Origin of the sequence: Shewanella sp. AC34-MNA-CIBAN-0136, from assembly GCF_040309945.1 — a bacterium.
Lineage (GTDB): Bacteria > Pseudomonadota > Gammaproteobacteria > Enterobacterales > Shewanellaceae > Shewanella.
In genome coordinates, this window is the sequence record NZ_JBEOPJ010000025.1 from 25,098 (window position 1) to 39,014 (window position 13,917).

The following is a 13,917-nucleotide window of genomic DNA, read 5'->3' on the forward strand; positions in this document are numbered from 1 at the left end:
GGATGGATTATGCGCATATTGGTTATTGAAGACGACCCTCTGTTGTCACACCATTTACAGGTGCAGTTATCAGATCAAGGTAATCAAGTGCAAGTGGCATTAACCGCAAAAGAAGGATTTTATCAAGCCACTAATTATCCTATTGATGCTGCTATTATTGATTTAGGCTTACCCGATCAAGATGGAATAAGTCTAATCAAAATGCTGCGTAATGCAGATGTTAAAGCGCCGATTCTAATTTTAACCGCTCGACTAACGTGGCAAGATAAAGTCGAAGGGCTCAATGCTGGTGCAGACGACTACTTAGTTAAACCATTTCAAAAAGAAGAACTCATCGCCAGACTTGATGCCATAGTGCGCCGCAGCAGTGGTTTTGTTCGCTCAACCATCACCAGCGGTGCTCTGCAAATAGATGTCGCGGCAAAACATGTAACGCTAAACCAAACACCATTAGACATCACTGCCTTTGAATACCTTATTCTGGAATACTTGATGCGCCATTGCCATGAGGTTGTCGCTAAACAGCGTTTACTGGATGTGGTCTATGCCGACAAAGAAGGCGATCCCAACACTATTGAAGTGATGGTCAGCCGATTAAGAAAGAAACTTGCTCAAGGTGGAATAGAACAGTCCATCATTACCCTTCGCGGCCAAGGATATAAATTTAACCACCCATGCGACTAATTTTACGACCTAAAAAACGTCTGCTTACCAGGATGTTCTTAACCTCCTTGGGTATTATCGCGTTAGTAGGATTTGGTCTGGCCTGGTTAATTACCTTGCTCCATGCCCAAAATCGCTATAACCAAACCACCAGCGCCTTAATAGCTCAACTACCCATCATTGCCGCTGAGTTTCGCGAAAACAATCTAATCCCTATCACCCAGGCCCGTGAAGGTGACGACGTCGACACGCAATACATTATGGCTACCTGCAATAGCAGCTATAACACCTTATGGCGTTCTGACTTCGCTATCAGCTTAAACTTGAATAACATTTGTGAACAATATCTTGATATAAAAGATGATTTTCCACCGTTCTACCTCAATTTTAATGACCAACAAAGTTACTTTGCTTACTTGCTCAGCATTGACGTTGAAACCGAAATGTATCATCTATTGATTTTAAAAGACGCCACCACATTGAAAACTGAACTCAGTCAATTTAATCGACTCACTTATTTTAGATTGGCAATGGTAATGGCTATTGCACTGTTACTGCTAGTGAGTGCAGCCTACTGGGGAATGCGGCCGTTAACGAAGCTGAAACAAGAGTTGATACAGCTGCAACAAGGACATAAAAAAAGCCTCTCACAAGATTACCCCGTTGAATTACAAGGCATCACCACAGCATTAAATCAACTTATGGACCAAACAGATCAACGTCAAACGCGCTATCAAAATGCCATGAACGACCTTGCTCACAGCTTAAAAACGCGTCTCGCCGCCAGTATTGCCATCATTGACGATGACGCATTAGATCGTCAGCAACAGCACCAAAAAATACTTGAACAAATAAATGACATGGATCATTTAGTACAGTATCAACTCAAACGTGCCATGTTAGGCCAACAAGGCTTACGTCAACAACAAACCGCTATCGCACCGATTGCTCAACAACTTGCGCAAATGCTCGATAAAATATATCGAGACAAACATGTCATATTCACCCTAAACATATCAGCATCATTGCAACTCCCACTCAGCAAAGGCGATGTGATGGAGCTATTGGGTAATTTACTGGAAAATGCATTTCGCTTATGTGGCAATAACGTCATGATCAGCGCCGCGAGCCTCGATAACAATCTCATCCAACTCAGTGTAGAAGATGACGGCCCCGGCGTAGACCACGCCATTAAACAAAAAATAATCCAACGCGGTATGAGAGCCGACACTCAATCGTCGGGACAAGGAATTGGTCTAGCAGTATGCCATGAGCTCGTTAGCAGTTATGGCGGCACAATGACCATTGGTACTAGCGAGCTTGGCGGAGCAGCTTTTGTCATTCAGCTCCCCGCAACGGCATAAGCACGCAGCAACAAAGTCATCAATCAAATAAGCATATAAAGCCACAACTGGTTTTACTCAACAGTAATCACTAACTTAATGGCGCATAAAGTTGCTCTGCACGATTAAACATCGCCCAAGAAGTCGCAATAAATTTATCGTTACTAATGGGCACATTGCCACGATGGCTGTGTGTAAAACCGGCTGGAGCAATCACCATAGTGCCTTTTTTAGGGCTTATTTTACGTTGTTGATAATAAAATTCTGTTTCGCCGCCCTCTTCAACATCATTCAGGTAAAACATGTATAACACCACCCGATGAAGCGCCTCATTATGGCCATTCTGTGGATACTGTTCTGAATGCCAATGCGGATATCCACCCACACCTTGCTGATAATGCTGCACATTAATCGTACCACTGCGATACAAATATTTAGTTAATGCCGCTGCTCTTGGCCTACCTAACGAATCAAAATTATCAGGCGTTAACGTTTGCGGTTGACCATTTTCATCTGCTACTTGTACAGAAACCGCTCCCATTAAGGTTAACGAGTATTGGGTAAAATAATCGCTAATATGGGTAAATGTCGCCGCTAAAAGTTCATTTTTTAATTCAGCTAAATCATCAAAAGCATCTAACATTAAATCACGACTGCGCTTTTTCTCGGTATCTACGCCAAAACCTGTATGGCCTGGCCCTACACTCGGATGCGTTTCAAATGCCGCAATTAAGCGATCACATAAATCATTACTTATCGCGTTGGGATATACTTCAATAAAATCCATAGGGAGTGACTATTGTTAATTTATTTATAGTAGTATGCTGCCACGCAATTAAAGTGCCTGTAAAGGGCAATACATAACATAGCTCATTGTTCTTCAAAGTAACTATCGATTGAATATGAAAAAAAACCAAAAAATCGCTGTAGAACAATTAGAAGTGGGTACCTTTATCCGCTTGCCAATTTCCTGGAAAGACCACCCTTTCCTGTTTAGCAGTTTTAAAATTAAAGACGCTGCACAAATTGAACTTATCAAAGGCTTAGGGCTAAAAGATGTTTTTTTTGATCCCGAAAAAAGCGATATTGAGCCTGTAACGTCCGAGAATGCCAACACCTCTAAACCCGACGAGCAGGCCCTCAACGCACTAAAAGAGCAAATGATTAACCAGAAGTCGGCCAAAATAGATGAGCAACAAAAGCTCAAACGAGATTTAAAGAAAACCGAACAACAATTTAATCGCTCAGTGTCGATGATGCGTTCAATGGTCTCTAAAATCAGTAGCCGACCACTCAATGCGGTCAGTGAAGCGAAAGACCTCATCAGCAACATGACCACCATGCTACTCAATAGCGATAATTTAGCCTTACATTTAATGGGCGATGCCAAAAATGATGAGCATATTTATCACCATTCACTCAACGTCGCCATGTTGTGTATGTTAATGGCAAAAGAGCTAGGTTGGAGCCGCGAAGAAGTTGAAACGATTGGTATTGGTGGGTTATTTCACGATATAGGTAAACTCAAAGTTCCGAGTAACATTATCAATAAGCGAGTGCCTCTTACCACACCAGAAGAAAACTTCATTAAACAGCATCCATTAATGAGCATTAACTTTCTTAAACTCGCTGACAGCTTTCCAGACGAAGCCAAACCGTTAATAGCTAATCATCACGAATTTTTAGATGGCAGTGGCTACCCACAAGGGCTAAAAGCCGACAAATTAGACAAGCTGTCGCAGTTAATCGCCGTGGTTAACGAATACGACAATTTGAGTAATGGCACCAACCAAACCAAAGGAAAACCGCCAAGTATCGCCTTGGGGTTACTGTATAAAAACTATAAAAACAAACTCAATACTGAATATATTAGCATGTTAATCAAAATGTTAGGTATTTATCCGCCTGGCAGCATTATTGAATTATCCAGTGGCCAATTTGCCATGGTTATGTCGGTAAACTTGCAAAAGCTATTGTGCCCTAACATTGTGGTTTACGACCAACTGGTACCCAAAGATTTAGCCCCCATCATCAGTTTACAAGATGAAGGCTTAACTATTGTTCGCAGTCTACCTGCCGCAGCATTGCCAGAAAAAATCCATAAATACCTCAATCCTAGAGAACAAATCAGCTTAGGTATTGGCCAAAACTAGTGTGCTGCAGATAAAATAGACTATGTTGAATAGTCTATGTTGAATAGTCTATGTTGAATAGTCTATTTCATCTCTTTAATGAGTGACTTACATAACACCATTTCAGTTTATTTACCCTAGCCAACTCAAGTATTTGAGGCATAAAAAAGCCATCAATCGGCAACAATTGATGGCATTATTTTGTCTAAAATAAGCTACTGCTACAACCAACCTTTCCGTTTAAAGAAAAAGTAGGTTCCTGCTGCACTGGCTAGCATTAATGCCACTGCCATTGGGTAGCCAAACCGCCAGTCGAGTTCTGGCATAATATGAAAGTTCATCCCATAACTGCTGGCAATTAACGTAGGGGGTAAAAATACTACCGCCGACACCGAAAATATCTTAATGATTTTGTTTTGTTGCAAGCCACTGAATCCCATCGCTGCATCCAGTAAGAATTGTAACTTGTCGAAAATAAACTGGCTGTGTGGCATCAATGATTCAATGTCAGATAGCATCTCACGAATGTCTTTCAAGTTTTCATCTGACAATCGGTCACGATAATAACGTTGCATATAACGTAATGAACGCTGAGTATCCAACAAACTCAATCGAATTTTACCGTTCGAATCTTCTTGTAAGGTAATCAGTTTAAAAACGCCATCAAGCTCTTCGTCATTAAATACTTGCTCGCCAACATTTTCTAAAATACTATAAATATCTTCAATTAAGTCAGATAGATAATCAACTTTCAAAGTAAAGAGCTCTAACAATAAGCCTTGTGGAGTGGTAATATCCAAGCGCCCTAAACGTAGGTAATTACGCAGTAAACGAATAAGGCCGACATCTTCTTCACGTATTGTTAGCAAAAAACGTTCTCGCAAGTTAAACGACACGTTCACTGCGCGTACATCTGAACTCACCCGCTGTGGAAACAACGAGTTAATGTGTAAACCGTCTTGGTTTTGGTAAAAACGCGCCGAAGCCTCAATTTCTTTAATATCTTCTTCGTCAGGTACTTCTTCAGCAGAGAATAGCCTCAACCATTGACGCTCGTCGTCGTCGGGTTTTAATAAATCTAACCACAATGTCGACTCAGGCACTTTATCGCCCACACTCAATTCGGTGGTGATTAATTCTCTATTTTGATAGGCGTATGCAGTGATCATCGCTCCCCCAAAGTCCGTTAGGCTATTACAAGCATAACAAACAAAAACACTCAAAAAGTGGCGCTAGTTTACTCAACTACAAATGAATGAAAAGTAAAATATTCAACTGCGCCAAAAATCGTACCAGTTAGATAATTTGATCGGTAATTTGCTAAATAAGCCATGAGCTAAGCCGTTATATAAATCCAAATAAAACGTTGCAAAGTTCACCGCCATTGACACGATTTAAGCATCAGTAAATTGATATAAAAATCTGCGTAAATTAATGTCACTCTGCACGCTATTGAACCCAAAGTTCACACGCAACACTAGATCCAACAACATGTTAGCTCGCTTTACTCGCTAACTCACCAAAGCATAGCACGCGTTAAACCTAGACTCGCTATTATCTTCGCTCATAAAAAAGCGCCCAAATAGGACGCTGTTGTAACAACACCAAATAAGCTTAAGTTATTCGCCTTTTAAGCGACGGTCTAATTGGTCTTTCAAATTGGCTGGCACGCCTTTAATCAAAATAGTGTCAGATATCGGATCATAAATAACCCGTTCACCTAAATGGCCGCCATCAAAGCTCAAGGTAACTCCGCCGCCTGTGCCTGAAAACTTCTTCAAGCTGCGTAGACTGGCTTTATCGGCCGGAAACTCATCGTCTAACTCATAACTGCCGCCACACGCAAAATCATAAAATGAATCCATACCAGAATCTGCTAACTCATCGGCTAAATCTTTAACTTCAATCACATCACCGGAACCTGCGCGTTCAGAACAATAATCAAATACCTTGTTACGACAATCTTGGCGTTCATCTTTGGTAAGCTCACTACCTGCGACAAAATCTTCAACTGCATGGATCAGGGTTTTGTTTTGCGCCTTAATGTTAACGCCTTCAACACAGCCCATAAAGTCTAAAAAGAAATCGGCAACTTTACGGCCAGCACGACCACGAATAAACGAAATATACTTACGCGAGCTTTTATCGGCCTGCCATTCAGTTAAATCAATGCGCGCAGCTAATTGAATATTGTTTAAATCTAAATGGTTGTTTTGCGACAATTCCATGTCATCTAATACTGTCATCGACGACTTAGCGCTTAATAACGCCACAAATAAATAGTCGCTCGTCATGCTGGTATAGCAAGACATCAACAAAAAACCACCTTGGCTAAAATCGTACTTGGCCAGTTCTTGTTGCAACAGCTGGCTCGCTTGACCACTAAACTCAACAAAACCTAAATCGCCTTTGCGATAACCGGTTAGTGCATCAGAAAATTCACTGTTGGCTTCGCCATCATCACCATGGGTTCCAAAAAAGCCAAACCCCTTACCCGCTTTACCCGAATAGGTTTGATGTAACTCTTCTAACATGGTTTCAACGGCGTGAGTATTCAACAACGGTTGCGGGCGTAAACGACAACGCATTTGCCCCTGACTGTCTTGAGAAATTTCGTGAATAATTGCTTGCTCAATACTAATGCTCATAAACCTTGTTAATCCTAGTCTGTCGCAGATGATAATTTAAAAAAGAATGATATCAGACCAACCGTATAAATCGAACAAGGGTTTACAATATTCCTCACATACAGCGAATAAAACTTGAGGCGAGCGACGGCTAAATCCGTTATTATGTGCAGCTAATTCATTATTTATTGAAGTTTTCTGACTATGGCAATTCAATCTAAATACACAAACACTCAAGTTGAAGCACTTATCAGCGAGCTGCTTGCAGTACTAGCTAAGCATCAAGCACCAACCGATTTAAGCCTAATGGTATTGGGCAATTGCGTGACCCATTTACTCGACAAAAAAGTCCCTGGTGAATCACGCCAAAAAGTTGCTGAGCAATTTGCCAAAGCCTTAACACAGTCGGTTAAGTAATCGACTAAATAAAATTTATCACTAATGCTAACAATCAGTTACACTGAAAACAGTCTGTGATAATAACGTAGGAATACGAGTTAACATGATCGAGCGCAAAAAGCAGCAAATGACGCGTGATAAAGTGTCACGCTTAGTTAATTGGGGTCACTGGTTTGCCTTCTTTAATGGCATATTAGCGATGTTAATTGGCGCTCGATATATTGGCAGTGTCGGCTACCCAGAAACCATTATTGGTTGGGCTTACCTGTCAATCAGCACCATAGGTCATTTTACCTTTTTGGCCTTTATCGGTTACTTAATTTTTATTTTCCCGATTACCTTATTATTACCTTACTCCAAAATTTTACGTGGTTTTGCTGCATTTATCGCCTCACTTGGTTTATATGCCCTACTGTATGACACCATTATTTATGACGACTACGGTATCCATTTAAGTCCTTTTGCGTTCGACTTAGCCTGGCAAGATCTCAACGCGCTATTACACAGCACCTCATACATAGTGACGCCTATCGTCATTGTGATTGTTGAGCTTACTGCGGCCAATTATTTGTGGAAACGCATCGACAAAATTCAGAAAAAACAATGGGGCAACAAAGTGGTGCTGTTTGTCGGTATCTGTTTTGTCAGCAGCCATTTATTTCATATTTGGGCCGACGCGACCAATATGACTGAAGTCACCCGTTTTGACGACGCCTATCCAGTGTCATATCCTGCGACTGCACGCTCGTTCATGGAAAATCACGGCATTGACAGCAGCATGCAGTCAACAGAGTCTCGCAACACTAAATCACGTAAGCTGAGCTATCCCATCAGTCCGATGCAATGTACTGCAGACAGCCAACCCAATATTATGGTTATCAGCATAGACAGCCTACGAGCAGACATGGTCGACAGTGTCACTATGCCGTTCTTAAGCCAGTATCGTATTCAAAATCAGCGCTTTATGAATCACTATAGCGGTGGCACCGACTTTGAAACCAGCATGTTTACCCTCATGTATGGCTTACAAGGCAACTACAGCGATCGCAAAGAGTTTGATAGCACCAGCCCAATATTAACCAACACTCTGTCACAACAAGGCTATCAATTAGCCATGTTTGCGCCTGAAAATGATCAATACGCTGCTAATAGCGCCATGTTCAGCGGTATAAACATTCATATTAGCGAAGGCGATAATGGCAGCGCAGATGCCGATATCAACACCATTAATGCGGTGAATGCTTGGCAGCCAAAACAAACACAACCGTGGTTTGCCTTAGTGAATCTTACCGCACCAAAAGATTACGACACCCCAGTCGGATTTTTAGGTGTACAAACCATCAAACCGCACATGCCATTAAAGCCTGCGCAAAAGGTGCTGTTTAATCAATATCGTCAATCACTTAACTTTATCGACCAACAACTGGCTAGCCTACTCAATAACGTGAGTGATGATACCATTGTGCTCATCACTGGCACTTACGGCCAGGTCTTTACCAGTAATACCAGCGACGCCCGCAGCGATTTATCGCCAGGTAATGTTAAAGTGCCGCTGATCATCCATTGGCCCGACAGCCATGGTAATAAAGTGAATTACCGCACCAGCCATTACGGCATAGCGCCAACCTTGCTAAGCCATGTGTTAGGTTGCACCAATCCAAGTACAGATTACAGTTCAGGCCGCAGTTTGTTAGAACCTAATAATGAAACCTGGGTCTACATAGGCGACAGCCGCCGCTTTGCCATTTACCAAAAAGCTGAAATAACAGTATTGGATCGTTTCGGTAAATACCGCATTTACGATTTAGACTATAAAAAACGTTTAGATAAGAAAATGAGCGCACCAGAATTAATCCAAGTCATGCGTGAAGGCCGTAGACTGTATAATCAATAAGATATTTTATTACTAATAACATATTTAGCTTAAAATATTGTAAACGAGCGAACTATTCATCTGCTTGCTTATGCTTGCTTATGCATAGATAAGGTCGACGATTTTATTAAATGGATAGTTTATAATCAATCGATAACCGACTGATAACTAACTACTTGCGTAAACAAATCGCAATTGATACAGTAATTATCCACTTAGTAACCCCAAGGCTCACAGCCATGCTAAGTGATTGGCATTTATGATGATATTTTCATTATCTCTGAAGTCAAACGAAGTAATTTCGGTATGTAGCGCAGCCCGGTAGCGCACTGTCATGGGGTGTCAGGGGTCGGAGGTTCGAATCCTCTCATACCGACCAAATTAAAAATAAAAAAGCCTGTACGCATAAAATGCTTACAGGCTTTTTTGTATCTAAAAACAAAACGTGAATTTTATAAATCCGATCAAAAACTAAACTCGATATCCTTTTCAATCTCAACATCCATCGGCGTTATATTTAGCTCCCTTTGTGCATAATAACGCTACAACGTTTGCATGCCCTTGCTGCTTGGCGCGCATTAAAACGGTTCGGCCTTTATTATCGCGTAAATTGACATCTGCACCTTGGGCTAATAACAGCTGCATGATGTCGATGTGTTGCTTGTCGGCAGCGTAGAACAATGGCGTAAAATGCTTATTATCATATCGATTGATCTCAGCAGCATGGGAGAGGAGTGTTTGCACTATCTTGAGCTGAGCTTGTTCTGCCGCAGCCATTAATGGCGAAAAATCATCACTGTTTGTGCCATTAACATCTGCTCCGTTATCTAATAAAAGGCTAATCGATTCAATATCGTTATGCTCAATGGCTAGTAATAGTGGCGTCATCTTACTTTCAGCGCTTTGTAACTCAGTTTCAGCGCCATGTGAAAGCAATAAACTCACCATTGCCACATTGCTAGTGGCAACTGCATATAACAAAGGAGAGGTGCCGCCATTATCTTTGATATTTATATCAGCGCCATGGTTGAGTAATAACGTGACTATGTTTAGGTGCGATCGATTTGCCGCCCAGTTAAGTGCGGTATGGCCGGTTCTATCTTTTAAATCCACACTGGCACCTTGTTTAAGCAGTGTATTAACCACGTTTTCATGACCACTCAATGCCGCTAGCATTAATGCTGTTCGCCCTATTCTGTCTTTTGCTCTGGCATTTGGGCTTGATCCTTGCTTGAGTAATGCTTTTACCGCTGGCTCGTCGCCAAATGCGGCTGCATGAAGTATTCCTTTGCGCTGTTGGTTAATCATCGCACGTGTTTTGACCTTATTTGCTGAAGCATCAACCGATGGTTTATTTGTCTGTACATCACTATTTTGTTCGGTTGGTTTAGTCTGTACTGGAGACGTATCAGCTGGAGTAGTCTCTATTGATTCAGCCGGAAAGCGTGGCGGATTTTGATATTGCTGATGTTGTGGGTAAGCCGAGTCTCCCACGCCGCGGTAGCCAGGAAAACCTACATCTGCACCACTTTTGCGCTGGTTATCTATGATTGATGGCGCTTTTGATTGACTCTCTTGGTTGTTGATTATGGGTTGAGCATCAGATACAACCTCCTTCCCGCCACGATAATTGGGATCACCTTTGCCAAGCTTGGGCATATTTTTTTGGTAATCGTGACCCATTGCCGGTTTTTTCGCACTTTGTTTAGGCGCTGGCGGGGTTACTGCAGGGTTTGCTATAACTGGCGTGACTGGCTCTGTCGAAGTTACTGCCGACGTTACTGCCGGAGTTTTGATAGCTGGCGTGACAGCTGGTGTGACTAGCACCGGCGTGGTTGCAGTAGCCGGTAGAATGGTAGTTGCCGGTTGGATTGGATCGCTGTTTTCTTCAGCGAATAACGAGGTAATCACCGAGGATAAAATAATGGCCGAGACAAAGATTATTCGTATGATGCGCATTTGCTATTCCTATCTTCTAAGTCTGTAAAGACCGTTAATAACAATATCAATAAGGTTAAAAGGAGAGAAACAAAAGTTCTCCCCTTTGATTCACCTGCTAATCCTTAATTATCATCTACGGATTTTTGTTGTTGCGGTGGCAGTATCGTTATCACTATTAAGATCGCCTTCTGCTGTCACCGTCGCCGTCCAGCTAACAGCGGACGTTCTGATGATGTTGGCTGTCCAACTTGCATTTAATGAAATCGTATCTCCTTCATCCAAATCGCTGAAAGCCATCGGCGGCAGTTCAATAACCACGCCTTGGTTAGTGACTCCAGTAATGGTTACCTCACCACTGACACTACTGGGTTTAAGATTGCTCACATCGACAACCATTGCCACCGTTTGATTAAAGGACACTGTAGCTGATGCTGCAAAAGCAGTCAGTGCAACATCGACATCAGTATTCACCACAGGAACTTCGCCTTCATATTCGATAATGAGCTGTGCGTTATATAAGGCTGTTGATTTACTATCGCCCTTAATGTAAACCGCAAGGTCAAAATCTGACGTCATCGGTAAACCATTGCTGGTAACCGCCGGTTCGCCGTCCTCAGTGACAATAGTGACATACTCATTTGCTGTCACATCAACCCAACCTCTACTGGTTGCCAGCGGAGATATTTCTCCCTCTTCCCAATCCAGTAAATTGATCACTGTGGTCGTTGGCGTACCGACCTCATACTTAATGTTTTCTTTGGCAAAAGGCGGCGCGCTACATTCAATCAACGGGATCTCAAGTCCTGGCAAGTCTTGACCAAACTTATTAGGTTTAAGTCTCCAGCGAGGGCCTGAAACAAGCTCACCGAGCGACGCATTTGGCAGTGCACTACCGATGAAATCCTGAATTTTTGGGTCAGGATTGGCATCATAAGACCATTCAAAGGGGTCACGATTGATGGTGGTATAGTAAGCATTAGAATAGCCACCAGCGAGATCTGATGAGAATGCATAAGGGTGCTCTGCAGCGCTTTCACCTGGTGTAGCCAAAGGGTCCAGTGCTTTAGGAGTATTCTTTAATATTGTACCGACACCGATAAAGGATGGATCGAAAGCGCCACTTTCAGTATCGATTATATCGCTGTCGCCTTCATAACACGGAACAGTACTTTTCCATACGGCTGCTTCACCATCACCTTCAATTCTATAGGAAGGCTTACGCCCTGTTGCAGCTTCATTTTCCAAGTCTTCTGGACGAAGTTGGTCATTAGGGTTATTGGTGATCCAGTGATTAACCACAAGCTCTGCACGAGTAACGACAAAGTTTTCTGTGGATGTTTTCCATTCTTCAGGAAGCGCCAACTGGGCATACATGCGGATATCGTTCGGCCGTTTATGTATTCCACCCCAACCATAAAGTGGCTTACCATCATCTTTAAGCTGCACGGAATAATCACTGCTTAAGGCGATGTTATCGAGCATGTTGGTCTTGTCGTTAGGAAACATCTGGCACCCTTCAGGTTGGCCATCTGTTTCACAGGGTATCGCATTGGTTAAGCGATAGGCTTGTTGTCCATCCACTAACACTTGAACATTATCATCTAGTGGCGCGCCAGCGCAGTCATACGACAGAGTGCCGTCTGGGGTTGATATAATGGCTTGGGTACCGTCCGGGCTGGCAAAAAAGTATGGGATGGTCTCATAACAACTAAGCGCATGTTCCATAACAGTATAATGCTCTGTTTCACATTTTACCGAGGTGCCACCGAGCCCTTGACACCATGTTCCTAATGGTGGTTTTACCTTGTATTTTTCGGTGGCGGCATTGGCAACTTGAATACCAATCACCCCTCCGCCTTCGTCAATATTACCAACGAATCCTTCGAGGTAATCGCCATTACGCGCTTTGGGCTGCGCGCCTAGAAAATCAACCACATAAAAGCCAAACTCGCTATCCACTGGATATAACATCACCCCCGACTTGTCGAGAAGCGCTGGATTATCATCAGGACAACTCACTGGGCCAAGGCCACAAATGATCGTTTGGTCGTCTGCGAAGGTCACTCCATTCAACCCTCCCAGTACGTCATTAACAGAAAACACATGCACTGGCGATTCATAAGCCACCGCACTTCCTATTGAGGCCAGCAATGCTAAAGAGATAGCAAGGGCAATCGGCCTTTTATTAAAGTATTTAACAAATAACATAACAACCTCCTGTAATTATTGTTGGGGTTAAACTAGTTAGACATAACGACCTCCTGGATTTATTTTTAACCAAAACACGTCAGCTCAGTGTCAACACCTACACGCACTGCAAATTAACAAACAGGTCGTCATTCGATGATAAAATGAATGACAAGTAAGTAATAAGTAGTAGGTTATTTTTACGGCTACATAATGCTATGTCTCACTTTTACAGCACTCGAGATATTTACTTATGCGCCTGCTATTAACCATAGAAAAATCATGGTTAAATTCAAGAGGCAAAAAATCATAAAAGTAACGCTAAACACGTTTTTGGCGGGGGAAATCCTTCAACATCAATCTATTAAAATAATACGGGGTCAGATCAATAAAAAGTCATATTTTCATCGTTACTACTCAATAGGTTAGCTTCGTAATTCTTTAGAATGACACCTAAATAAAAATAGCCAGATCGGACGAAATAGGCTGTATTGACGAGTAACATCGAAATGAATCAGAGGATGATATTATGGAGACAAAAACCACGTTTTAGATACTACCAAAAGGTTATATTGAAGCGAAAACAGGGTGATTTTAACGAATAGATCATACTAAATAATTATTTATTTTTATAACCTATAACAATAAATACCTACAAAGTGATACCAAATCATTTTAAGTTTGGTGCGCATTGTTAATGGTCAAATACACACTTTAGATAACAAAAATCATAAGTGGAGTACAAGTTGCAG

The 13,917-nt window shown here is 42.1% G+C and carries 10 protein-coding genes and 1 tRNA gene; 6 read left to right on the forward strand and 5 right to left on the reverse strand.

Translation table 11 applies throughout. The annotated features are described in order from the left end of the window. The first annotated feature begins 9 nt into the window (after positions 1-9). Positions 10-684: a response regulator gene (locus AAEY94_RS19040; protein ID WP_101088025.1), complete on the forward strand. Its 675-nt coding sequence runs from the start codon at positions 10-12 to the stop codon at positions 682-684. Continuing rightward, positions 675-2,027 (forward strand): ATP-binding protein, encoded by a 1,353-nt coding sequence (locus AAEY94_RS19045; RefSeq protein WP_350979651.1) that lies wholly within the window; start codon positions 675-677, stop codon positions 2,025-2,027. Before AAEY94_RS19040 ends, AAEY94_RS19045 begins: the two co-directional genes overlap by 10 nt. A gap of 70 nt (positions 2,028-2,097) precedes the next feature. Here the strand turns inward: AAEY94_RS19045 and AAEY94_RS19050 are convergent, their stop codons facing one another. Then, a complete protein-coding gene (locus AAEY94_RS19050) occupies positions 2,098-2,793 on the reverse strand; it encodes a 2OG-Fe(II) oxygenase (RefSeq protein ID WP_350979653.1) in 696 nt (231 codons plus the stop codon). 115 nt (positions 2,794-2,908) lie between these two features. Between AAEY94_RS19050 and AAEY94_RS19055 the strand changes: the two genes are divergently transcribed. Continuing rightward, entirely contained in the window at positions 2,909-4,159 is a 1,251-nt protein-coding gene (locus AAEY94_RS19055; RefSeq protein ID WP_101088019.1) for a cyclic di-GMP phosphodiesterase, read from the forward strand. Positions 4,160-4,359: 200 nt separating this feature from the next. Here AAEY94_RS19055 and corA read toward each other — a convergent pair whose 3' ends face one another. Together corA and yejK are read right to left on the reverse strand one after the other, a co-directional pair. After that, a complete protein-coding gene (corA, locus tag AAEY94_RS19060; RefSeq protein WP_350979655.1) occupies positions 4,360-5,307 on the reverse strand; it encodes a magnesium/cobalt transporter CorA in 948 nt (315 codons plus the stop codon). 450 nt (positions 5,308-5,757) lie between these two features. Next, positions 5,758-6,786 (reverse strand): nucleoid-associated protein YejK, encoded by a 1,029-nt coding sequence (gene yejK / locus AAEY94_RS19065; protein WP_101088015.1) that lies wholly within the window; start codon positions 6,784-6,786, stop codon positions 5,758-5,760. Positions 6,787-6,969: 183 nt separating this feature from the next. Here yejK and AAEY94_RS19070 point away from each other — a divergent pair, with 183 nt between their 5' ends. The 3 genes from AAEY94_RS19070 (at position 6,970) to AAEY94_RS19080 (ending at position 9,416) form a co-directional block, all read left to right on the forward strand. After that, positions 6,970-7,182: a YejL family protein gene (locus AAEY94_RS19070; protein ID WP_011637946.1), complete on the forward strand. Its 213-nt coding sequence runs from the start codon at positions 6,970-6,972 to the stop codon at positions 7,180-7,182. Positions 7,183-7,267: 85 nt separating this feature from the next. Beyond that, on the forward strand, positions 7,268-9,058 hold the full coding sequence (locus AAEY94_RS19075; RefSeq protein WP_350979657.1) for a DUF3413 domain-containing protein: 1,791 nt from the start codon (positions 7,268-7,270) through the stop codon (positions 9,056-9,058). A 281-nt stretch (positions 9,059-9,339) separates the two neighbouring features. Next, positions 9,340-9,416 (forward strand) — tRNA-Pro (locus AAEY94_RS19080). 116 nt (positions 9,417-9,532) lie between these two features. Here AAEY94_RS19080 and AAEY94_RS19085 read toward each other — a convergent pair. Together AAEY94_RS19085 and AAEY94_RS19090 are read right to left on the reverse strand one after the other, a co-directional pair. Next, complete coding sequence (locus tag AAEY94_RS19085; protein WP_350979659.1) at positions 9,533-10,996, reverse strand: ankyrin repeat domain-containing protein; 1,464 nt, start codon at positions 10,994-10,996, stop codon at positions 9,533-9,535. Between the two features lie 111 nt (positions 10,997-11,107). After that, complete coding sequence (locus tag AAEY94_RS19090) at positions 11,108-13,186, reverse strand: hypothetical protein (RefSeq protein WP_101088009.1); 2,079 nt, start codon at positions 13,184-13,186, stop codon at positions 11,108-11,110. Positions 13,187-13,917: the final 731 nt, after the last annotated feature.

Bases quoted from the DNA above. Each gene is read 5' to 3' on its own strand.
- AAEY94_RS19055 (WP_101088019.1), top strand. From the start codon at position 2,909: ATGAAAAAAAACCAAAAAATCGCTGTAGAACAATTAGAAGTGGGTACC.
- AAEY94_RS19045 (WP_350979651.1), top strand. From the start codon at position 675: ATGCGACTAATTTTACGACCTAAAAAACGTCTGCTTACCAGGATGTTC.
- AAEY94_RS19085 (WP_350979659.1), bottom strand. From the start codon at position 10,996: ATGCGCATCATACGAATAATCTTTGTCTCGGCCATTATTTTATCCTCG.
- AAEY94_RS19050 (WP_350979653.1), bottom strand. From the start codon at position 2,793: ATGGATTTTATTGAAGTATATCCCAACGCGATAAGTAATGATTTATGT.
- yejK (WP_101088015.1), bottom strand. From the start codon at position 6,786: ATGAGCATTAGTATTGAGCAAGCAATTATTCACGAAATTTCTCAAGAC.
- corA (WP_350979655.1), bottom strand. From the start codon at position 5,307: ATGATCACTGCATACGCCTATCAAAATAGAGAATTAATCACCACCGAA.
- AAEY94_RS19090 (WP_101088009.1), bottom strand. From the start codon at position 13,186: ATGTTATTTGTTAAATACTTTAATAAAAGGCCGATTGCCCTTGCTATC.
- AAEY94_RS19075 (WP_350979657.1), top strand. From the start codon at position 7,268: ATGATCGAGCGCAAAAAGCAGCAAATGACGCGTGATAAAGTGTCACGC.
- AAEY94_RS19040 (WP_101088025.1), top strand. From the start codon at position 10: ATGCGCATATTGGTTATTGAAGACGACCCTCTGTTGTCACACCATTTA.
- AAEY94_RS19070 (WP_011637946.1), top strand. From the start codon at position 6,970: ATGGCAATTCAATCTAAATACACAAACACTCAAGTTGAAGCACTTATC.